15 protein-coding genes and 1 tRNA gene are annotated in these 20,525 nt (G+C 74.3%); 6 read left to right on the top strand and 10 right to left on the bottom strand.

Annotated features, from left to right (window positions below; all coding sequences use genetic code 11):
• Positions 1-4: 4 nt before the first annotated feature.
• The 4 genes from EV189_RS08295 to EV189_RS08310 are packed head-to-tail and all read right to left on the bottom strand — an operon-like array spanning position 5 to position 3,765.
• Positions 5-2,041 carry a bifunctional copper resistance protein CopD/cytochrome c oxidase assembly protein gene (locus EV189_RS08295; RefSeq protein ID WP_130492443.1) on the bottom strand — a complete coding sequence of 679 codons (2,037 nt, stop codon included), beginning with the start codon at positions 2,039-2,041 and terminating at the stop codon, positions 5-7.
• The gene (locus EV189_RS08300; protein WP_231116268.1) at positions 2,038-2,559 is read right to left on the bottom strand and encodes a copper resistance CopC family protein; all 522 of its coding nucleotides are present in this window, start codon (positions 2,557-2,559) and stop codon (positions 2,038-2,040) included. The genes EV189_RS08295 and EV189_RS08300 overlap by 4 nt, the downstream gene beginning before the upstream one ends.
• A 23-nt stretch (positions 2,560-2,582) precedes the next feature.
• A complete protein-coding gene (locus tag EV189_RS08305) occupies positions 2,583-3,236 on the bottom strand; it encodes a YcnI family protein (RefSeq protein ID WP_130492445.1) in 654 nt (217 codons plus the stop codon).
• Positions 3,237-3,291: 55 nt separating this feature from the next.
• Entirely contained in the window at positions 3,292-3,765 is a 474-nt protein-coding gene (locus tag EV189_RS08310) for a hypothetical protein (protein WP_130492446.1), read from the bottom strand.
• Between the two features lie 34 nt (positions 3,766-3,799).
• Here EV189_RS08310 and orn point away from each other — a divergent pair, with 34 nt between their 5' ends.
• Together orn and EV189_RS08320 are read left to right on the top strand one after the other, a co-directional pair.
• Positions 3,800-4,402 carry an oligoribonuclease gene (gene orn / locus EV189_RS08315; RefSeq protein WP_130492447.1) on the top strand — a complete coding sequence of 201 codons (603 nt, stop codon included), beginning with the start codon at positions 3,800-3,802 and terminating at the stop codon, positions 4,400-4,402.
• Positions 4,403-4,467: 65 nt separating this feature from the next.
• A tRNA-His gene (locus tag EV189_RS08320) sits at positions 4,468-4,543 on the top strand.
• Positions 4,544-4,654: 111 nt separating this feature from the next.
• Here the strand turns inward: EV189_RS08320 and EV189_RS08325 are convergent.
• Both EV189_RS08325 and EV189_RS20145 read right to left on the bottom strand, forming a co-directional pair.
• On the bottom strand, positions 4,655-4,879 hold the full coding sequence (locus EV189_RS08325; protein WP_130492448.1) for a DUF6199 family natural product biosynthesis protein: 225 nt from the start codon (positions 4,877-4,879) through the stop codon (positions 4,655-4,657).
• Between the two features lie 5 nt (positions 4,880-4,884).
• Positions 4,885-5,025 carry a hypothetical protein gene (locus tag EV189_RS20145; RefSeq protein WP_165400200.1) on the bottom strand — a complete coding sequence of 47 codons (141 nt, stop codon included), beginning with the start codon at positions 5,023-5,025 and terminating at the stop codon, positions 4,885-4,887.
• Positions 5,026-5,176: 151 nt separating this feature from the next.
• Between EV189_RS20145 and EV189_RS08330 the strand changes: the two genes are divergently transcribed.
• The 3 genes from EV189_RS08330 (at position 5,177) to EV189_RS08340 (ending at position 9,903) form a co-directional block, all read left to right on the top strand.
• On the top strand, positions 5,177-5,923 hold the full coding sequence (locus EV189_RS08330) for a beta-phosphoglucomutase family hydrolase (protein ID WP_196788539.1): 747 nt from the start codon (positions 5,177-5,179) through the stop codon (positions 5,921-5,923).
• Positions 5,920-8,307 (top strand): glycoside hydrolase family 65 protein, encoded by a 2,388-nt coding sequence (locus EV189_RS08335; protein WP_130492449.1) that lies wholly within the window; start codon positions 5,920-5,922, stop codon positions 8,305-8,307. Before EV189_RS08330 ends, EV189_RS08335 begins: the two co-directional genes overlap by 4 nt.
• 306 nt (positions 8,308-8,613) lie before the next feature.
• A complete protein-coding gene (locus EV189_RS08340) occupies positions 8,614-9,903 on the top strand; it encodes an HNH endonuclease signature motif containing protein (RefSeq protein ID WP_130492450.1) in 1,290 nt (429 codons plus the stop codon).
• 121 nt (positions 9,904-10,024) lie between these two features.
• On the opposite strand, the gene EV189_RS08345 is transcribed toward EV189_RS08340, so the two are convergent.
• Together EV189_RS08345 and EV189_RS08350 are read right to left on the bottom strand one after the other, a co-directional pair.
• Positions 10,025-11,038, bottom strand: a complete 1,014-nt coding sequence (locus EV189_RS08345; RefSeq protein ID WP_130492451.1) for a zinc-dependent alcohol dehydrogenase — start codon at positions 11,036-11,038, stop codon at positions 10,025-10,027.
• Between the two features lie 2 nt (positions 11,039-11,040).
• Positions 11,041-11,901, bottom strand: coding sequence for a fumarylacetoacetate hydrolase family protein (locus EV189_RS08350; protein ID WP_130492452.1), 861 nt, complete (start codon positions 11,899-11,901; stop codon positions 11,041-11,043).
• A 149-nt stretch (positions 11,902-12,050) separates the two neighbouring features.
• Here EV189_RS08350 and EV189_RS08355 point away from each other — a divergent pair, with 149 nt between their 5' ends.
• Complete coding sequence (locus tag EV189_RS08355; protein ID WP_130492453.1) at positions 12,051-18,554, top strand: RHS repeat-associated core domain-containing protein; 6,504 nt, start codon at positions 12,051-12,053, stop codon at positions 18,552-18,554.
• 96 nt (positions 18,555-18,650) lie between these two features.
• Here the strand turns inward: EV189_RS08355 and EV189_RS08360 are convergent, their stop codons facing one another.
• Together EV189_RS08360 and EV189_RS08365 are read right to left on the bottom strand one after the other, a co-directional pair.
• Positions 18,651-19,379, bottom strand: coding sequence for a GNAT family N-acetyltransferase (locus EV189_RS08360; RefSeq protein ID WP_130492454.1), 729 nt, complete (start codon positions 19,377-19,379; stop codon positions 18,651-18,653).
• Positions 19,376-20,518: an LLM class flavin-dependent oxidoreductase gene (locus EV189_RS08365; protein ID WP_130492455.1), complete on the bottom strand. Its 1,143-nt coding sequence runs from the start codon at positions 20,516-20,518 to the stop codon at positions 19,376-19,378. Before EV189_RS08365 ends, EV189_RS08360 begins: the two co-directional genes overlap by 4 nt.
• Between the last annotated feature and the right edge of the window lie 7 nt (positions 20,519-20,525).

Genomic DNA, 20,525 nt, shown 5'->3' on the forward strand with positions numbered 1-20,525 from the left:
GCGGTCAACGCCCCTTTGCCCGTTCGTTCATCGCGGCGAGCCACGCGTTGTAGCTCGCGAGCTCGTCCTCCTCGCCGCGCTCGACGGCCCGGTCGGCGGCACGGTCACGCCGGCGCGCCTCGCGCTCGTCGGCACGTACCCAGGCGACGAAGACGGCGGCGATCACGAGCAGGATCGGCACCTCCCCCAGCGACCAGCCGAGCGCCGCGCCGGACTGCTGGTCGTGCAGGAGGTTGACGCCGTACGGGTTGCCGAGCCGGGTGTAGTAGCCCTTGGCCAGCACCTCGTTCTCCTCGAGCAGCGCCACGTTGAAGAACGCGTGGAACGCCATCACGGGGAACACGAGGATGAGCCGGGCCAGGTGCGGCAGCGGCTTCGGCGACGGGTCGACGCCGACGAGCACGTAGAAGAACAGCGTGCCCACGGCGAGGAAGTGCGCGTCCATCAGCGTGTGGCCGATGTGCCAGCTCATCAGCAGGTCGAGCAGCGGCGTGAAGTACAGCCCGAACAGGCTGCCGATGAACAGCAGCGAGGCCACGACCGGGTTGGTCATGACGCGGGCGAACCTGCTGTGCAGCACGGCGACCAGCGCCTGCCGAGGGCCTCGGTCGCCGGCACCGGAGCCGGCGGGCAGCGTCCGCAGCGCGAGCGTGGTCGGTGCCGCGAGGACGAGGAAGATCGGCGCCACCGAGACGAGCACCATGTGGGCGACCATGTGGGCGCTGAACAGGATGTGCGAGTACGCCGCCAGCCCTCCGCAGGTCGTGTAGAGCACGAGGGCCAGGCCGGCGTACCAGGAGACGGTGCGGCCGAGCGCCCACGAGTCGCCGCGCCGGCGCAGCGCGAGGACGCCCTGCGCGTAGAGGATCCCCGCGACGAGCACGAAGAGCAGGAAGAACCCGTCGACCTCGTAGGCCGTGACGTAGTGCCAGAGCGACGGGTGCGGCGGCGGGGCGAACCCGAGCTCGGCCTGGACCAGCGAGACGCCGTCGGTGCCGTCGCTCGCCTCGTCGTAGGGCGCGGGCGTCGGCGTGCGCCCCAGCGCGACCGCGAGCCCCACGGTCGCGACCATGACGAGGACCTCGCCCGCCGCGAGGCGGCTGAAGGCCCGCCGGTCCTCCTGCAGGCGCGGCAGGGTGTGCGACCGGTGGCGGGCACCGGCGGCAGCGACCGCGAGGAACCCCGCGGTCTTCAGCGAGACGAGCCCGCCGTACGCCGTGGTGGTGATCGCCGTCCAGCTGCCCAGCCGCAGCCACGCGCTGACGACGCCGGAGACGCCCACGGCGACGGCGCACCACAGGGCGAGGCCGCTGAACCTGCTCACTGCCAGCGGGAACGAGCGCGCCTCCGGAGACCGGCGACGCATCCAGACCAGGGCGCCCAGGCCACCGAGCCACAGCGCGAGCGCGAGCACGTGGACGGTGAGCGCGGAGATCGCGAGCATGTGGTCACCGGCGGCGGCCGAGTGACCGGTGAGCAGCGGCGGGACGAGCGTGCCGAGGGCCAGCACGAGCAGCGCGACCGCCCGGCCGGCGGTGACGACGAAGCGGCAGGCGACGGCCAGGACCGCGGCCAGCGCGGCCTGGACGAGCAGCGCGCGCACCTGCGGCACGGCGTCGACCGTCTGGCGCAGCAGCGTGGGCGCCAGCACCTTGCCGACCGAGGTCCCGACGATGTCGGCGCCGGTGAGGACGGCCTCGACGAGGGCGGCGACGGCCCAGGCGGCGGCGAGCTGCCCGGCCCGGCGTACGCCGTGGAACCCGCTCCCCCGCAGCGCACCCTCGGCGTTGGGCAGCAGCACCGCGGCAAGCAGGAGCAGCCCGGCGGCCGACAGCCCGGCGAGGTCGGTCACGAGCCGGGTGAGGAGCAGCCCCCAAGTCACCAGCACGCCGGCGTCCGGGACGCCCACCTCCTTCTCGTGCGTCACGGCCCCGCCGACGAGCGCGGCGAGCACGAGCACGACCACGGCGAGGACGACGGCAGGGGGTCCCCAGGGGCGGGTGGCGCGCTCGGTGGCGGTGCGCTCGAGGGTCGCGGTCACCGGCGCCGCGCCCGCAGGTCGTAGCCGAGGTAGCCGACGGCGAGCAGCACCACGACGGCGGCGACCGCGACGTGGGACACGTGGCTGCCCACCCAGGAGCTGCTGCGCCCCTTGGCCGCCGCCGCGGGCGCCGCGGCGGCCTGCGCCGCCGCCCCGCTCGTCGTGGTGAAGTGCACGGTGCCGGACACCGGGTGCCCGTCGGCGGAGACGACGCGCCACGCCACGGCGTACGGGCCGGCGGGCATCGCCCCCTGCACCGGCACGCTCATCGTCTCGTCGACGGTGCTCGGCGTGCCGGTCGTGACGACGCCGGAGGGGCCGGTGAGGGTCGCGTACGCCCCGATCCGGGACACCGCCTCGTCGAACGTCAGCTGCAGCTGGCCGGGGGCGGTCGCCACGGTCGTGCCGTCGGCGGGCACGGCCTTGAGCAGCACCGCGTGCGCCGAGGCGGCGGGCGCGGCGAGCAGGAGGAGCAGGCCGGTGGCCCCGAGCGCGGCGAGCAGCCGCCGGGTACGCATCACGCCTCCCAGCATGCCTCGCCTCACGCCCTCGGGCCGCCCGTCGGGCGCCGGCGCAGCGCGCTCGTGGCCGCCAGCGCAAGGGCGAGCACTCCGGCGACCAGCCCGGCGCCGCCGAGCCAGCGGGCGAGGTCGTCCGCGTGGGACGCGGCACCCGCAACGGTGAGCACCGGCGCGGGGTGCTCGGCGTCGACCCCGGCCTGGTCCCAGGACACGCTCGTGCCGTCGCTGAGCCGCTGGGCGGCGGGGAACGCGATCTCGCCGGCGCCCTTCGGCAGCGGGCCGACGGTGAGGAGGAACTGGTCGAACTGGCCCGCCGGGATGCCGTCGCCGGTGGCGGTCCAGGTCACGGTGTGCACGGCCTTGGTGAGGGTGACTCCGTCGTCGTCGGTGAGCGGGTGGGCGAGCGGAGCGGTGGTGGTCGCCACGGTCCAGCCGGGCTTGGTGCCGGCGGACACGGAGGCGAAGGGCGTGCCGTCCGGCAGGGTCACGGTGAGGGCGGTGGTCCGGGCGGTGGCGGACTCGGTCGGCACGCGGAAGACGAGCGTGGCGAAGCCGCCCGGCGCGGCGTCGGGCGAGCTGACGCGGACGTGCGCGGAGGCGGCAGGGGCGAGGGCGAGGCCGGCGAGCAGCGTCGCGGCCAGCGCCAGGGCAGCGCGGGGCAGGGAGCGGAGCACGGGTGGTCCTTCGGTGAGCGGGGGGGTGGTGGGCGCGCGCAGGCACCCGCCCTGCTCAGGCGGGTGCCGGGACCCGGGGTGGACCGCGTACGCCGGCGGCGCCCTGCTGCCGGGAGGCGGCGGCCGCTCCCAGCTCGGGGAGGTGGGGCTGTCCTGTGAGTGCGGGGAGGCGGGCGCGTCCCGGCGGGAGGAGGCGGGCGACCGTACGCCGCCACGCGCGCCGGCCCTCCTCCGTCAGCGCGAGGGCGGCGACCGTCGCGACCGCGTGCGCGAGGAGCATGCGCGCCGGGGAGCCGTCCCCCGCGCAGACGAGGTGCCCGGCGGCCTGGGCGAGCGCGAGCAGCGCGAGGTGCTGGAGCGCGCCACCGGCGGGGAGCCGCCGCTGCAGCGCCGTGACGGCTGCGGCGACCGCGAGCAGCGCGGCGAGCGCGCCCGGCCCGGCCGTCCCCCCGCCCGCGATGTGGGCGAGCAGGGTCGCAGCGACGAGGCCGAGCGCGCCGAGCAGCCGGTCGACACCCGCCGTGCGCACGGCCGCGAGCGTACCGGCCACTAGGGTGAGCGGCATGTCCGACCGACTCGTGTGGATCGACTGCGAGATGACCGGTCTCGACCTGGCCAAGGACGCGCTGGTCGAGATCGCGGTGCTCGTCACCGACAACGAGCTGACCGTGCTCGGCGAGGGGGTCGACGTCGTCATCAAGCCCCCGGACGAGGCGCTCGAGACGATGCCCGACGTCGTGCGCCAGATGCACACGACCTCCGGGCTGCTCGCTGAGCTCGCCTCCGGCACGACGCTCGAGGACGCCGAGCAGCAAGTGCTGGCGTACGTGCGGGAGCACGTGCCCGACCCGCGCAAGGCCCCGCTCGCCGGCAACTCGGTGGCGACCGACCGCGGCTTCCTCGCGCGCGACATGCACGAGCTCGACGACCACCTGCACTACCGGATCGTCGACGTCTCCTCGATCAAGGAGCTGGCGCGGCGGTGGTACCCCCGCGTCTACTTCCAGTCGCCGAAGAAGGCCGGCGGCCACCGCGCCCTCGCCGACATCCGGGAGAGCATCGCGGAGCTCGCGTACTACCGGGAGGCGCTGTTCGTCCCGCAGCCCGGCCCGGACTCGGAGCAGGCGAAGGCGATCGCGGCGAAGCACGTGATCGAGCCGTCGTAGTCGTCTGCGCCGCTCTGCGCACCCGCTACACTTCTCGACGGCGCACGCGCGAGCGTGCGCCGATGGTGGGTGTAGCTCAGCTGGTAGAGCACTCGGTTGTGGTCCGAGATGTCGCGGGTTCGAGTCCCGTCACTCACCCCACCTGGAAGAGCCCCGGACCTGCGCATGCGGGCCGGGGCTCTTGCGCGAGCCGAGCACCCCGGTCCTGTCGTCGTGGCCGGCCCTCGAGCTCCCCCGCCGAACGCGGTCCGCTCAGAGGCTGGTGACGACCAGGACGACCCCGATGACGGCGAAGGCGAGGCCGATGACCCGGCTGTAGGTGAGGTACGCGTCGCTCGGCTGCACCGCCTCCGGGTTCTTGTACTCCCAGCGGCTGCCGCGCTTGTTGAAGTCGAAGAACGCCCTGGGCCACGCTGCCTGCCCGAGCCCGAAGGCCACGAAGAGGACCCCGACGAGGACCGACGCCACGTCCTTCACGCCGGCTACTTCGCTCGCCGCGCGACAGCGCGGACGACGGTGACGGCCCCCACGACGATCAGCGCGAGGACGGCGAGGATGATGAGCAGGGCCGGTAGCCCCGTCAGGGTGACGCTGTGGGTCTCCGTCGCGGCGTCGAGCAGCACCTGCGGCTCCTCTCGGATCTCCGGCCTCCTTGGCCGTGCGGGCGTGATGGTCCCCTGGGGTCCGCGTAGCGAAACGATCACGCTTCGTCCAGGGACCGGCCCGTCGACGTCGTCGGGGTAGCGCCGCGCGGATCCCGGGTACGCGGCGATCATGTCCGACGCCGCGCCCCGGCTCCCGGGGTCCATCCGCGCCTGCCTCTTCGACCTCGACGGCGTGCTGACCAGGACGGCCGAGGTCCACGCCGCGGCGTGGAAGGAGATGTTCGACGGCTACCTGCGCTCGCGCGACGGCGACGGCTTCACGCCCTTCGACCTGCACGACGACTACGACGCGTACGTCGACGGCAAGCCGCGGGCCGACGGCACCCGGTCCTTCCTCGAGTCGCGCGGGATCTCGCTGCCCGAGGGCGACCCGGACGACGCACCAGACGCGGAGACCGTGCACGGGCTCGGCAACCGGAAGAACGAGCTGGTGCAGCGCAAGATCGAGCAGGACGGGGTGGCGACGTACCCGGGCTCGGTGCGGTTCCTCGCGGCGGTGCGGGACGCGGGGCTCAAGACGGCGGTCGTGTCGTCGAGCGCGAACACCCTGCAGGTGCTCCAGGTCACCGGCCTGGTCGACCAGTTCGACGAGCGGGTCGACGGCACGACGGCTGCCGAGGAGCACCTGCCGGGCAAGCCGGCGCCGGACACGTTCCTCGCGGCGGCCCGCAAGCTCGGGGTCGAGCCGGACGGCTGCGCGGTGTTCGAGGACGCCCTGGCCGGGGTCGCGGCCGGGCACGCGGGCCACTTCGGCCTCGTGGTCGGGGTGGACCGCGCGGGCCAGGCGGACGAGCTGCGTGCGCACGGCGCCGACCAGGTCGTCGAGGACCTCGCCGAGCTGCTGGCGTCCTCGTGAGCGAGCCGCTCTTCCCGGTCGAGCCGTGGGTGCTGCGCGAGACGGCGCTCGACACCGGCCTGCTGCCGCGTACGGAGTCGCTGTTCGCGCTGTCCAACGGCCACATCGGGCTGCGCGGCAACCTCGACGAGGGCGAGCCGCACGGGCTGCCGGGGACGTACCTCAACTCGGTGCACGAGACGCACCCGCTGCCGTACGCCGAGGCGGGCTACGGCTACCCCGAGTCCGGGGAGACCGTCATCAACGTCACCAACGGCAAGCTGATCCGGCTGCTCGTCGACGACGAGCCGTTCGACGTGAGGTACGGCGACCTGTTGGCGCACGAGCGGGTCCTCGACCTGCGCGCCGGAACGCTGACCCGGTCGGCGGAGTGGCGCTCACCTGCAGGGCGGGTGGTGCGCGTCCGCTCGACGCGGCTGGTGTCGTTCACGCACCGCTCGGTCGTGGGCGTCGTCTACGAGGTCGAGCCGGTCGACGGGACGGCCCGCGTCGTCGTGCAGTCCGAGCTGGTGGCGAACGAGCAGCTGCCCGGGCCGGCGCACCCCGACCCCCGGGCGTCCGCGGTGCTCGAGAACCCGTTGCGGTCCCTGGAGCACGCCGCGAGCGACGCCGGAGCGCTGCTCGTGCACGAGACCGTCCGCAGCGGCCTGCGCGTCGCGGCCCACATGGACCACCGCGTCGAGGCGAGCGACGGTGTCGACGTCGAGGTGCAGGCGGAGTCGTTCCCCGACTCGGGCCGGGTGACCTTCACCGCGGTGCTCGAGCAGGGCCAGCGGCTGCGGCTGGTGAAGCTCGTGAGCTACGGCTGGTCGGGCACGCGGTCCCTGCCCGCCGTACGCGACCAGGTGCGCGCGGCGATCGTCGGCGCCTGGCACAGCGGCTGGGACGGTCTGCTGGCGGACCAGCGCGCATACCTCGACGACTACTGGGCCGGTGCGGACGTCGAGGTGCACGGCGACCCCGAGCTGCAGCAGGCGGTCCGCTTCGCGCTCTTCCACGTGCTGCAGGCAGGGTCGCGTGCCGAGCGGCGGCCGATCCCGGCCAAGGGGCTGACCGGCCCGGGCTACGACGGCCACTGCTTCTGGGACACGGAGACCTTCGTCCTGCCGCTGCTCAACCGCACGGCGCCCGACGCGGCAGCGGACGCCCTGCAGTGGCGGAGGTCCACGCTGCCCGCGGCGGTGGCGCGCGCGCAGCAGCTCGGGCTGCGGGGCGCCGCGTTCCCGTGGCGGACGATCGACGGCGCGGAGTGCTCGGCGTACTGGCCGGCGGGGACGGCGGCCTTCCACGTCAACGCCGACATCGCCGACGCCGTCATCCGCTACGTCGACGCTACCGGTGACGACGATTTCGCGCGCACCGCCGGCATCGAGATCCTCGTGCAGACAGCGCGGTTGTGGCACTCGCTGGGCCACCTCGGCGCTGACGGGTCGTTCCGCATCGAGGGTGTCACCGGCCCGGACGAGTACTCCGCGGTCGTGGACAACAACGTCTACACGAACCTCATGGCGCAGCGGAACCTCCTGGCAGCAGCCGACTCCTGCGACCGCTATGCCGACCAGGCGGCTGAGCTGGACGTGTCGACGGAGGAGAGCGCCGCGTGGCGCAGCTGCGCGGAGGCGATGCACGTGCCGTACGACGAGGAGCTCGGCATCCACCCCCAGGACGACGCCTTCATCGCGCACGACCTCTGGGACTTCGCGGTGACCCCTGCGGAGAAGTACCCGCTGCTGCTGCACTTCCCGTACTTCGACCTCTACCGCAAGCAGGTCGTGAAGCAGGCCGACCTCGTCCTCGCGATGCACCTGCGCGGCGACGCGTTCACGGCCGAGCAGAAGGCCCGCAACTTCGCGTACTACGAGGCGCTGACCGTACGCGACTCGTCGTTGTCCGCGTGCACGCAGGCGGTCCTCGCCGCCGAGGTCGGGCACCTCGACCTCGCGTACGACTACGCCGCGGAGGCAGCGCTCACCGACCTGCACGACCTCGCCGCGAACACCGGCAACGGCCTGCACATGGCCTCGCTCGCCGGCGCGTGGATCAGCCTGGTGCACGGCTTCGGCGGCCTGCGCGACGATGGCGGCCGCCTGGCCTTCGCGCCGCGGCTGCCCGAGGGCATCGACCGGCTGGTCTTCCGCGTCCGGCACCGCGGACTCCGCGTGCGGGTGGAGACGGACGGCAGGCAGGCGACGTACGCGGTGGAGGACGGCGGCCGCGAGGCCGTGGTCCAGCACTACGGCGAGACGCTGGTCCTGCGGCCCGACGTCTCCGAGACCCGCGCCGTCCCGCCGGTCGAGCCCCGACCCCGCCCCCGCCAACCGGAGGGCCGCGCCCCCCTCCCCCGGTCCGCGCGGAAGGGTGGCGTGGCCGCGCGGGAGACGTGAGGGAGCGGCACGGTGGGGTGCGGAAGCCGCGAGGAGAGGTGCGGTCGCCCCCTCCCCCGTGATCATGCACGTTGTGGGGCGGGGACGGAGCTTCATCCCCTCCCCTGATCATGCAGATCTTGGGAATGATCGCGCCTGGTGCACCGCCCTCTCTCCCCGTGATCATGCAGATCTTGGGCGGCCGTCGTCGCCAAGTTGATCGGGTTACCCGATCAACTTCGGTGACGGTGCGGGGTAGAGAAGTCGCTGTACGGCAGCGGTTCTCTGAGATCCGACTCTGTCAGTGGTGGCTTGTACGTTGTCGGCATGAGCTCGAGCAGCCAGCCCTCGCGCGATCCCCGGTCGGGGTCGGCGCGTGGTGTCGCGCTGCTCGAGAAGCAGGCCGCGATCGCCCGGCTGCACGCCGAGTTCCTCGCCGATCTGGCCGAGTTCGACGCCGCGGGCGAGTTCGTGCTCGACAACCAGGTCACCGCTCAGGCGTGGCTGCGGCACCACGCGCGGATGGACGCGCTCGACGCCCGCCGAGCGGTGAGCGCGGCACGGGCGCTGCGCGACCTGCCCGAAACGCAGGAAGCGCTGGCGGCCGGCGCCATCAGCGCCCGACACGTCGACGAGCTGGCGGCCGGGCACAAGCGGCTCGGCCCGCAGGTCATGCTCGAAGCCGAGGACACACTGCTGCCACTCGCAAAGGACGCTGCACCTGCGGACGTTCGCGCCGCGGTCACGCGTCTCGAGGAGGCCGTCGGGGCCGACGAGTCCCGCGAGGAGAAAGCGCAGCGGATCCACGACAGCCGCTACCTGCTGCTCTCCACCGGCTTCAACGGCACGGTCGAGATCACCGGCCGGCTCCCGAAGGCGGAGGGGCTGCTGCTGCAGAAGGCGATCCGCGCCGGCTCCCAGCCCAACCCCGAGCCCGGGCAGACTGTCGACCTCCGCACCGCCGCCCAGCGCCAGGCTGACGCGCTCGTCGAGATCGTGCAGACGGTCCTCGCCACCGAGCCCGGGGTCACCTCGCTCCGGCTCGACACCACGCTGGTCGTCGACCTGCCCACCCTGCGCGACGAGCTCAAGCCGGGCGACGGCAGGACCGGCATCAGCGCCATCCTCGGCACCGCGTTCACCGCGGAGGAGCTGAAGTACCTCACCTGCACCGCGAACGTCAGCGTGCTGCTCACGTCCACAATGAGTCCGCACGCGGGCCGAGCGCAGGCCGGCATGCAGGTGACAGTCGCGCCTGGCGTGCCGCTCGCGCTCGGCCGCGAGTCCCGCCTCGCGACCCGAGCCCAGCTGAAGGCCCTCTGGGTGCGCGACGGCGGGTGCATCGCCCCCGGCTGCCGCAACAGACGCGTCCAAGCCCACCACATCCGCCACTGGTCCGACGGTGGCCCCACCGACCTCACCAACATGTGCCTGCTCTGCAGCCGCCACCACCACCTCCTCCACCAGGGCGGCTGGCAGCTCGAACCCGACCCCGACCGAGCAGGACGATTCCGCTGGCGACCACCCGACGGCAGAGACCCCGTACAAGCGACCCACGCCAGCGACCGCAACCCCGGCACGAGCACGCGCCTGTGGGACGACACGGGCACGGGCTGAGCGCACGGCAGGACCAGCACGAACTGACCGCCAGCACGACGAGATTCCGCCCCCGCGGCCACCACGTCGTGCGGTCGGCCGCGAACTTGATCGGGCAACCTGATCAACTTCCCAGCCGCGCTCAGCCACCCGGCACCACGTGCACCTTCGGCCCGGGCCCCGCGCCCACGGGAAGCTGCCCGGCGAGCACCTCCCCCACCGACTCCAGCCCCGCGACCGCCGACACGAGCGGGCGCGGGTCGACGGCTCCGGACGCGTACGCCGCGATCGTCGCGTCCAGCCCGGGCGACGCGGACAGGATGCCCACCAGCGTGACGTCCTTCAGCGCGACGGTCCGCGTGTCCACCGTGCTCGGCACCCCGGCGAGCCCGATGCAGACGACCCGGCCGGCGGGCTCCACGAGGTCCAGCGCCAGCGCCGGCAGCCGCGGGTCGTTGGAGGCGTCGACGACCGCGTCGAACGCCACGCTCGGGAGCGACCCCTCGTCCCAAGCAGCGACGAACCCCAGCGAGCGGGCGAAGTCCAGCGACTCCGGCGTACGCCCCAACACGTGCACCTCAGCACCTGATGCGCGCAGGAACATCGCCGTGAGCAGCCCGATCGTCCCCGGGCCGAGCACGAGCACCCGGTCCGCCGGGCCCGCGCCCGTCGCCGACGCAGCCCGCAGCGCGTTGCCGCCCGGCTCCACCAGCGCGCCCAGCTCCGCGTCGACGGAGTCCGGCAACCGGTGCAGCGATGCGACCGGCACGGCGACCTGCTCGGCCAGCGCGCCCGCGCGCCCGGCGCGGATCCCCACCTCGGAGCGGGCGGCGCAGACGTGCTGGGCACCGCGTGTGCACCGCCGGCAGGTCCCGCACCCGAGCATCGTGTCGCCCATGACCCGCCGCCCGACCCACGACGGGTCCACCGCGGCACCCACCGCGGACACCCGCCCGCACCACTCGTGGCCGAGCCGCATCGGGTAGTGCGCGTGCCCGTCGGCGAGGTACGCCATCTCCCCGGTGAAGAACTCGACGTCGGTGCCGCACAGGCCGACCCGCTCGACGTCGACGACCACCTCTCCGGGTGCCGCCACAGGGTCAGCGACCTCCTCCACAGCACCGGAGGACGGCCCGTGCAGCACCCACGCGCGCATGCTCAGCGCGGCCCGACGACGCGCTGGCGCTGCTGCCCCAGCCCCTCGATCCCGAGCTCGATGACGTCGCCCTCCTGCAGCCACACCTGCGGCCGCAGCCCCATGCCGACGCCCGGCGGCGTACCGGTGTCGATGAGGTCCCCGGGCTCGAGCACGAGGAACTGGCTGAGGTAGCGCACGATCTCGTACGGGTCGAACACCATCGTGCTCGTCGTCCCGGTCTGCCGGCGCACGCCGTTGACGTCGAGCCACATGTCGAGCGCGAGCACGTCGACGACCTCGTCGGGCGTGACGAGCCACGGCCCCGTCGGGTTGAACGTCTCGGCGGACTTGCCCTTGGACCACTGGCCGCCGCGCTCCATCTGGAACGCCCGCTCGCTCACGTCGTTGACGAGGACCCAGCCGGCGATCGCGTCACGCGCCTCCTCGACGGACTCGAGGTAGCTGGTGCGCCGCCCGATGACGATGCCGAGCTCGACCTCCCAGTCCGTCTTGGTGGCCCCGCGCGGGAGCCGCACGTCGTCGTACGGGCCGACCACGGTGTTCGGCGGCTTGGTGAACAGGATCGGCTCGCTCGGCACCTCCTGGCCCGTCTCCGCGGCGTGGTCGCGGTAGTTCAGCCCGATGCAGAGGACCTGGTGCGGCCGGGCGATCGGCGCGGCGACCCGCTCGCCCGCGAAGGACGACACACGACCCGCCGCGACCCGCTCCGCGACCACGGGCCGGACCCGCTCGATGCCCCCGCTCCCGAAGAACTCCTCGTCGATGTCGCGCACGAGGTCGGAGAGGTCGACGTACGTCTCGTCGTCGACGTACGCGACCGGCTTCTCGGCGCCGGGCGCGCCGATGCGCATCAGCTTCACGGGTGCTCCTGGACGGGTGGCATGGTGCCCCCACTCTGCCGCACGCGGGATCCAGCAGGCCCTCCACACCCCAGGGCAAGTCGGCGACAAGCGGGTGGCAACTCCGCGGCGGCACGGTGTGGCCCTTCCTCCTGAACGAAGGGCCCGTCATGCACTCCAGCAGGGTGCCGCGCTCGCGGCACCAGATCCCGGCAGCAGCCGTCCGCGCCGTGGCCGTCGCGGTGACGACCGCGGTGCTCGCCGCGCTCTGCCTCGGCACGACCGTGCCCGGCGCAGCAGCGGCGACGACCGCGCACGCCTGCACCGGCACGCTGCCCGTCTCGACCTACCCCGACCGCTCGACCGCGTCGACCGCGCTCAAGCGGGCGCTGGACTGCCTGGCGTACCGCGGGATCGGTGACTCCCCCGCGCTCGCCTTCCGTCCCGCCGCCGCCATGACCCGCGGCGAGCTCGCCGACTTCCTGCTCGACACCCTCGTCGCCGCGGGCCGCGCAGCCGGGGTCCCGAAGCTCAGCAGCCCCGACCGGTTCAGCGACATCAGGGGCGACGCGCACCACGACGCCGTCCAGCGCCTCGCCGCCGCCGGCGTCGTGACCGGGTACGCCGACAAGTCCTACCGCCCGGACGTCGCCGCCACCCCGGCCGACTCCGCGGCGGCGCTGCTGCGTGCGGCGCGGCTCGCCTTCACCGGCAGGACCACCCCGGTCGCCGTCACCGCGCTGGGGCTGGCCGCCGCTTGGGGCGTGCCGCCGCGGCCGAGCGCGCCGACCGTACGCCGGGGGGACGCGGCGCTCGTGCTGCAGCTGTTCCTCGAGGCCGCCTTCGACCCGTCGAGCGCGCCGCCGCCCGTGAGCACCCCGACGCCCACTCCGACACCCACCCCCACGCCCACTCCGACGCCCACCCCCACGCCCACGCCCACCCCGACCCCGACCTCAACGCCCACCCCGACCCCCACGCCCACCCCGACCCCCACCCCCACGCCGACCCCCTCCCCCGGCGGCATCTCCGCCCCGCCCGTCGCGCCGGGCGTGACGACCGACTTCGGTACCAGCACGTCCTTCCTCTACTCCGGTACGGACCCCGTCCAGACCGGCGTGGCCGCCGGCACCGTCGACCAGCGCCGCGTGGGAGTCGTCTCCGGCCGCGTGCTGACCCGCGACGGGAAGCCGCTCGCCGGGGCCTCGGTGACCGTCCACGACCACCCCGAGCTCGGTAGCACGACCACACGCGCGGACGGCGCGTACGACCTCGCCGTCAACGCCGGCGGGGACGTCACCGTCGCGGTCGCGAAGCCCGGCTTCCTGTCCGCCCAGCGCACGGTCCGCTCGCTCCAGCACGACTACCAGACCGTCGACGACGTCGTGCTGGTCGCGCTCGACCCGGCGAAGACCGTGGTCGGCTTCGGCGCCGGCAGCACCACGCTCCAGGTCGCCAACGGCTCCGTCGTCACCGACGTGGACGGCACTCGCCAGGCGACGGTGATGGTCCGCCCCGGCACGACGGCGACGATGCGCCTGCCGGACGGGACGACGAAGCCGCTCACGACGGGGACGCTGCGCGTGACGGAGTACACGATCGGCGAGGACGGCCAGGCGCAGATGCCGGGCGACCTGCCGCCGAGCTCGGCGTACACGTACGCCAGCGAGTTCTCCTTCGACGAGGCGCAGGCCGCGGGCGCGACGTCCGTCGAGTTCTCGACGCCCGTCGTCGCGTACGTCGACGACTTCCTCCACTTCCCCGTCGGCGGTGCCGTGCCCCTCGGCTCCTACGACCGCACGAAGGCGCAGTGGGTCGCCGAGCACGACGGCCGGGTCATCGGCGTCGTCTCCGTCACCGGCGGCAAGGCGCAGGTCGACGTCGACGGGGACGGCAAGGCCGACACCGGCAGCGCGCTGACCGCCCTCGGCATCACCGACGACGAGCTCACCGCGCTCGCCGGGCGGGCGAAGGCGGGCGACGCGTTCTGGCGCGTCGAGCTGGGCCACTTCACGCCGTTCGACTGCAACTGGCCGTACGCGCCGGACGCGACCGCGCCGGCCCCGCCGGTCCCGGACCTGCCGACGCCGCGGAGCCCCAAGGACGACGACCCGGACAAGCCGTGCGAGAACGCGGGCTCGATCATCGAGTGCGACTCGCAGGTGCTCGGGGAGACCGTCGGGATCACCGGCACGGGGTACCAGCTGGCCTACTGGAGCGACCGCACCGAGGGCTTCCACGCGGCGAACAGCGCGACCGTGCAGCTGACCCCCGACTCGCTCCCGGCGGGCCTGACGTCGATCACGTGGACCGCCACGGTGGCGGGGCAGACGCTCGCGAGCGAGCGTCAGGTCCCGGCGGCCGCGGGCATGGCGAGCACCCTCGTCTGGGACGGCAGCGACCGCTTCGGGCGCCCCGTCGACGGGACCTTCCCGCTCCACGTGCACGTGCAGTACGACTACGACCGGGCCATCCAGATGGTGCCGCTCAAGGGCGGCGCGTACGACGCGGCCTTCGGCCGGCTCGCCGAGGAGGGCGGGGAGATCACCTCGGGGCGGGGTGAGGTCGCCGGGCGCGCGCACTACGTCCGGCAGCAGGACCTCGAGTCCTCCGTCACGACCTGGGACGCGCCGCGGTACCAGGCGGCGGGCGGGTGGGACCTCGACGTCCACCACACGCTCGACGTCTCCTCGGGCACCGTGTACCTCGGCTCGGGCGGGGTGATCAGCACCCACGACCTGGCCGACGGGGGTCAGGTGACAGCGGTCGCCGGCAGCTACGACGCGCCGGGCGACAGCGGGGACGGCGGCCCCGCGACGGACGCCCTGCTGCAGGAGCCGCACGGCGTCGCGGTGTCCGGCGACGGCACCGTGTGGATCGCCGACGGCAGCGGCGGCACCGGACGGGTGCGGAGCATCTCGCCGTCCGGGACGGTCTCGGCCGTCCCCGGGCTGCAGTCGCTGTCCAACCCCACCGACCTCGACCTGTCCGCCGACGGCAGCCTGCTCGTGGGCGACGCCGGTCCGCTCGACCAGTCCGCCGGTGGGCGGGTGCTCGAACGCAGCGCCGACGGCACCGTCCGCGTGCTGGCCTCCGGCATCGCGGGGCTCGGCTCGGTGTCCGCCTCGCCGGACGGCAGTGTCGTCGTCGTCGCCTCCGTCGGGATGGAGCGCATCGGCACCGACGGGCTGGTCACCAGGATCCCCGCTCGGGAAGCGGGTTCTCCGCTGGTCTCGCACGCCGACGTGGGCCCGGACGGCAGCATCTGGTTCAGCGTCGACGAGTCGCACGCGGTCGAGCGGTTGATGCCCGACGGCTCGGTGGGTCACGGCATCGACCGCATCGGCGATGTCACCGACATCGAGGCGGAGGCCGACGGCAGCGTCCTCGTGGTGTCGAGCACCTCCGTCATGCGGGTGCTGCCCGACGGCACGGAGCTGCACGTGGTGGGCGGCGAGCTCAGCCAGTGCGACGCGGTGCTGCCGACCTTCCCGCTGCGGTACGGACCCTGCCGTGCCGAGGGCGGCGCCCTCGCCCCCGACGGCAGCGTCGTGCTCGCCGACTCCGCCGGACGGCGCGTCGTGCGCGTCGACCGGCCGCACCCGCACCTCGTGGGTGACGGCATCCGGGTGCCGAGCGAGGACGGGACCGAGGTCTACGTCTTCGACGGTGCCGGCCGCCACCTGCGGACCGAGGACGCCTTGACGGGAGCGACGGTCCGGAGCTTCGGCTACGACGACAGGGGCCGGCTCGCGAGCGTCACCGAGCGCGGCGGCAGGACGACGCGGATCGGGCGCGACAGCATCGGGCGGCCCGTCTCGGTCACCGCACCCGGCGGAGAGGTGACGACCCTGCAGGCCGAGCTGGACGGCCCCGGCTACCAGCTGGAGGCGGTCACCGACCCCGCGGGTGAGACCACGCAGTTCCAGTACACGACGGTGGGCAGCCTGCTCACCACCCTGCGCGAGCCGACCGGCGCCCTGCACACCCTGCGGTACGAGGCGGCCGGCCTGCTCGTCAGCGACAAGGGGCCCGACGGCGGGGAGACGACGCTGGCGCGCACGGACCTCGCCGACGGCCACCGCGTCGTCGTCACCGACCCCGAGGGGCGGGTCACGACGTACACCACGAGGAAGGCGGACGACGGCACGCTGACGCGCTCGGTGCAGGACCCGACGGGCACGACGAGCACGACGTACGTCGCGGACGGCACGATCACGACCACCGCCCCCGACGGCACGGTCACGACGACGACCCGCGCGGCCGACCCGGTGTGGGGCATGGCGCTGCCGTACGCCGCGCAGCTCACCGTCAAGGTGCCCGGCAAGCCGGCCCTGACCGCGACCCAGCAGCTCACCGCGGTGCTCGGCTCGCCCGGTGACCCGCGGACCGTGCAGCGCGTGACCCGCACGAGCACGGTCCAGGACCGGCACAGCACGGCGGTCTGGGACCGCACGACGCGCACGTCGACGGGGACGAGCCCCGCGGGGCACGTCCAGACCACGACCCTCGACGCCGACGGGCGGGTCGTGTCCGCCGCGGTCGACTCGCTGGCTCCGTGGACCTGGACCTACGACGCGCTCGGCCGGCTGGTCCAGGCCGCGCAGGGCAGCGACGTCACGACGCGGACGTACGACGGGACGAGCGACCGGCTCCTCACGCTGCACGACGCGACGGGGCAGACGAGGACCTACGGCTACGACGCTGCCGACCGCGTGATCAGCGCGACCGTGCAGGGCCAGCCGGCGGGCTACCGCTACGCCTACGACGACGACGGGCGGCTCACGACGCTGACCATGCCCGACGGCGAGGTCCACCGGCTCACGCCCGCGCAGCACGGCGGGCTGACCGACTACAGAAGCCCGGGCGGGCTGGGCGTGCACGCGGCGTACGACCGGTCCGGTCTGCGCACCAGCACGACCACGCCGTCGGGGACGGTGCTGACCCGCAAGCTGGCGACGGCGACCGGGCTGCTCGACGCGATCAGCAGCACGGCGGCGGGGTCCAGCGCGAGCTTCACCTGGGACGCGCCGAGCGGCGACCTGCTCTCCGCGGTGCGGACCACGGGCGGCTCGACGACGACGCTGAGCTCGACGTACGACGGCGGCGGAGTGTCGGGGACGACCGTCTCCGGTGCCGCGCAGGGGACGTACGCCGTGACCCGCGACGCGCTCGGCCAGGTCGCGTCGTACGCCCTCGACGGCGGCGCCCCCGTCGCGGTGGCGCACGACGCGGACGGCATGGTCACCCGGCAGGGCGACGTCACGCTCACCCGTGGCGCGCCGGGCGGGGCGGTCAGCAGCATCACCGGCCCCGACGGCTACGCGCTGGCGCTGGGCTACGACGGCACCGGCGCGCCGACGAGCCGCACGCTGCGCAGCGGCGGCACGCAGGTCTACGCCGAGTCGCTCGTCCACGACGCCGCCGGGCGGGTCACCCGCCGGGTCGACACCGTGCTCGGGACGACCACGACGTGGGACTACGCGTACGACGCGACCGGCCGGCTCGCCCAGGTGCGCCGGAACGGCACGCTGGTCGAGGACGTCACCCGCAACGGCGACGGCGCGCGGACCTCGGTCAGCGGCACGCCGGTCGCGGTCGACGCCGACGGCCGGGCCACCTCGGTGGGCGGGACGGCATGGACGTACGACGCCGACGGCGACCTCGCCACGCGCGGTGCCGACCGGTTCGGCTGGTCCGACCGCGGTGAGCTGCTCAGCGCGAGCGTCGGCGGGCAGCAGGTGAGCTACGCCTACGACGCGCTCGGGCGGCGGGTGGCGCGCACGGCCGTCAGCGGAGCGGGCGCCGGGGGGACCACGCAGTACCTCTACGGGAACCCCGACGACGCGCTCCAGGTCACCGCGGTGCGCGAGGCCGACGGCTCGCTCACCACGCTCACCTACGACGACCAGGAGCGGTTGGTGGCCGTCACCAGGGGTGGCACGCGGTACGGCGTGGCGACCGACCACCTCGGCACGCCGCAGGTCGTCGTCTCGCCCGGCGGGTCGGTGGTCAAGCAGGTCGAGACCGATGCCGACGGGGTCGTGCGGTCGGACAGCAACCCGGGCTTCGCCCTCCCGATCGGGTACGCGGGCGGCCTCGCCGACCCGCTGACCGGCCTGGTGCGGTTCGGCGTCCGTGACTACGTCCCCGCGCTGGCCCAGTGGGCGGCGGCCGATCCCGCCCTGCTGGGCGGCGGGCAGGCGAGCCTCTACGAGTACGCGCTCGGCGACCCGGTCGACCGGGTCGACCGCACGGGCACGGTGTCGTTCGAGCTCGGTGCCGGCCTGCTGCTCTACCTCGGGGTCAAGGCGAGCGTCGACACGAAGGGCTTCTCCTTCTGCTGGGAGGGCGGGGTCGGCTTCGGCGCGACGATGGAGGTGGACCCCTTCTCGGGCACCGACTCCACGGGCACGACGGTCCTGCAGGAGGTCAGCACGGAGATCATGGGCCTCGGGGTGACGGGCGACCTGGAGGAGCCGATCGTCACCACCCCGTGCGGCAAGGGCATCGGGCACGTGAAGCGCCAGATCAAGGTCTGCGCAGCGGTCGTCTGCGGCACCTTCGACGACCAGCGCAACGTCGGCGGCGCCGCGGCACTGGCGAGCGTCGTGGGCGCCAAGTCCTCGGCCAAGGCGACGGTGAAGACCTGCCAGGCGGGGACCTGGAGCTAGCGCGGTCCATGCGCCCCGAGTGAACGGGGGCACCCAGTGGCGGTCGGACCGCCACTGGGTGCCCCTGTTCACATCGACGGGGCGCGCGGGCCGCGGTCAGCCTTGCGGCACCCGCACCGCGATGAAGCGCGTGCGCCGGCGCAGCTCGAAGCCCAGCGCCTCGTACAGCCGGATGGCGCCCGTGTTCGTGGCGGCCGCGTGCAGCAAGGGGGTCTCCCCCCGCGCGCGGATGCCGTGGGCCACCGCGAGGACGAGGCGGGTGGCGTACCCGCGCCGGCGGAAGTCCGGGTCCGTGCACACCGCGCTGATCTCGGTGAACCCCGGAGGGTGCAGTCGCTCTCCGGCCATGGCGACGAGCCGGCCGTCGACGCGCACGCCGAGGTAGGTGCCGAGCAGGTAGGTCCGCGGCAGGAACGGCCCGGGCTCGGTGCGCGCGACGAGGTCCAGCATCTCCTCGGCGTCGTCCGGCCCGAGGGGCACGGCCTCGGGGAAGGCCCTGTCGTGCAGGCGGTCCGTGGCCACGAGCTGCACCCCCTCGCCCCCGGCGACGACCTCCCAGCCCTCCGGCGGCTCCGGACGCGGGCCGCTCACCGCGACCACCTCGCCCGGCGGGACCAGCGCGGCGAGGTCGCGCCACGCCTGCGGGTCTGCGAGATCCTGCAGCGCGACGAAGCGGGCGACGTCGTCGGGGTACGCGCGGGCTAGCCCCGTCCCGAGCGCGAGGTCGGCGTGCGGGCCCGTCAGCGACGCCCACACCGGGTTGTCGAGGACGTGCGGGACCGCCGCCTCCTCCGTCATCGGTTGCAGCCCGTCGGAGACGCTCATGCGGCCCTCCTCTGTCGTGCGGCCCACTCCGCGGCCAGCAGCTCGTAGGACCGTACGCGGTCCGCGTGGTCGTGCGTGATCGTGGTGATGACGAGCTCGTCGGCCCCGGTGGCCTCCTGCAGGAGCTCGAGCTGGTCGGCGACCTGCGCCGGCGTGCCCACGAACTGCGTCTCCAGCCGGTCGCGCACGAGCGCCCGGTCGGCCTCGGTCCACTCGTGGAGGGCGGCCTCATCGGGCGAGGGGAACGGGATCGCGCCCTCGCCGCTGCGGATGCTGCGCACCCAAGGCGCGTAGCCCGCGGCGAGGTGGCGCGCGGTAGCGGTCTCGTCGGCGACGACGACGTCCGCGCTCACCGCGACGTACGGCGCCGCCAGCACGCCGGGCTGGAACGCCGCGCGGTAGCCCTCCACCGCCTCGAGGACGGAGGCGGGGCTCACGTGGTAGTTCGCCGCGAAGGGCAGCCCGCGCTCTCCGGCGACCTCCGCGCTCTCCCCGCCGCTGCTGCCGAGCACCCACAGCTGCAGCGGCGCGCCCTCGCCGGGCACGACGTGCGCCTCGGCGCCCTCGGCCGACGCGTACGTGCCGGCGAGCAGCCCGAGGATGTCGTCGACCTGGTCGGCGTAGTCCTGGGCCACGGCGCCGGGCAGGCCCAGCAAGGACTTCTGCAGGGCGAAGCGCGGCGACCCCAGCAGGTGCTGGAAGGAGAAGGGCTCGGGGATGCGCAGGCCGTTGAGGGCGCGGCCGTCGACGACCGCCGGCGCGCCGGCGGTCGCGGGCACCTTCGCCGGGCGGTTCGACGGGCGGCCCGAGCGGCCGATCCCGAGGTCGACGCGCCCCGGGTAGGCCGCGTCGAGCAGGCCGAACTCCTCGACGGTGGAGAGCGCGGTCCTGTGGCCCATGAGCACCGCTCCGGAGCCGATCCGGATCGTGCTCGTCGCGGCGCCGATGAGGGCGAGCACGACCGCGGGCGAGGTGCCGGCGACGCCGGGGTTGAGGTGGTGCTCGGCGACCCAGTAGCGGGAGTAGCCCGCCCGCTCGGTGGCGCGGGCGAGGTCGGCGGCGTTGCGGAGTGCCTGCTGCGGCGTGGATCCGGAGGCGACGGGGACGAGGTCGAGCACTCCGAGCGGGACGGCGGCCATGCGGCGG

Source organism: Motilibacter rhizosphaerae, assembly GCF_004216915.1.
GTDB lineage: Bacteria > Actinomycetota > Actinomycetes > Motilibacterales > Motilibacteraceae > Motilibacter > Motilibacter rhizosphaerae.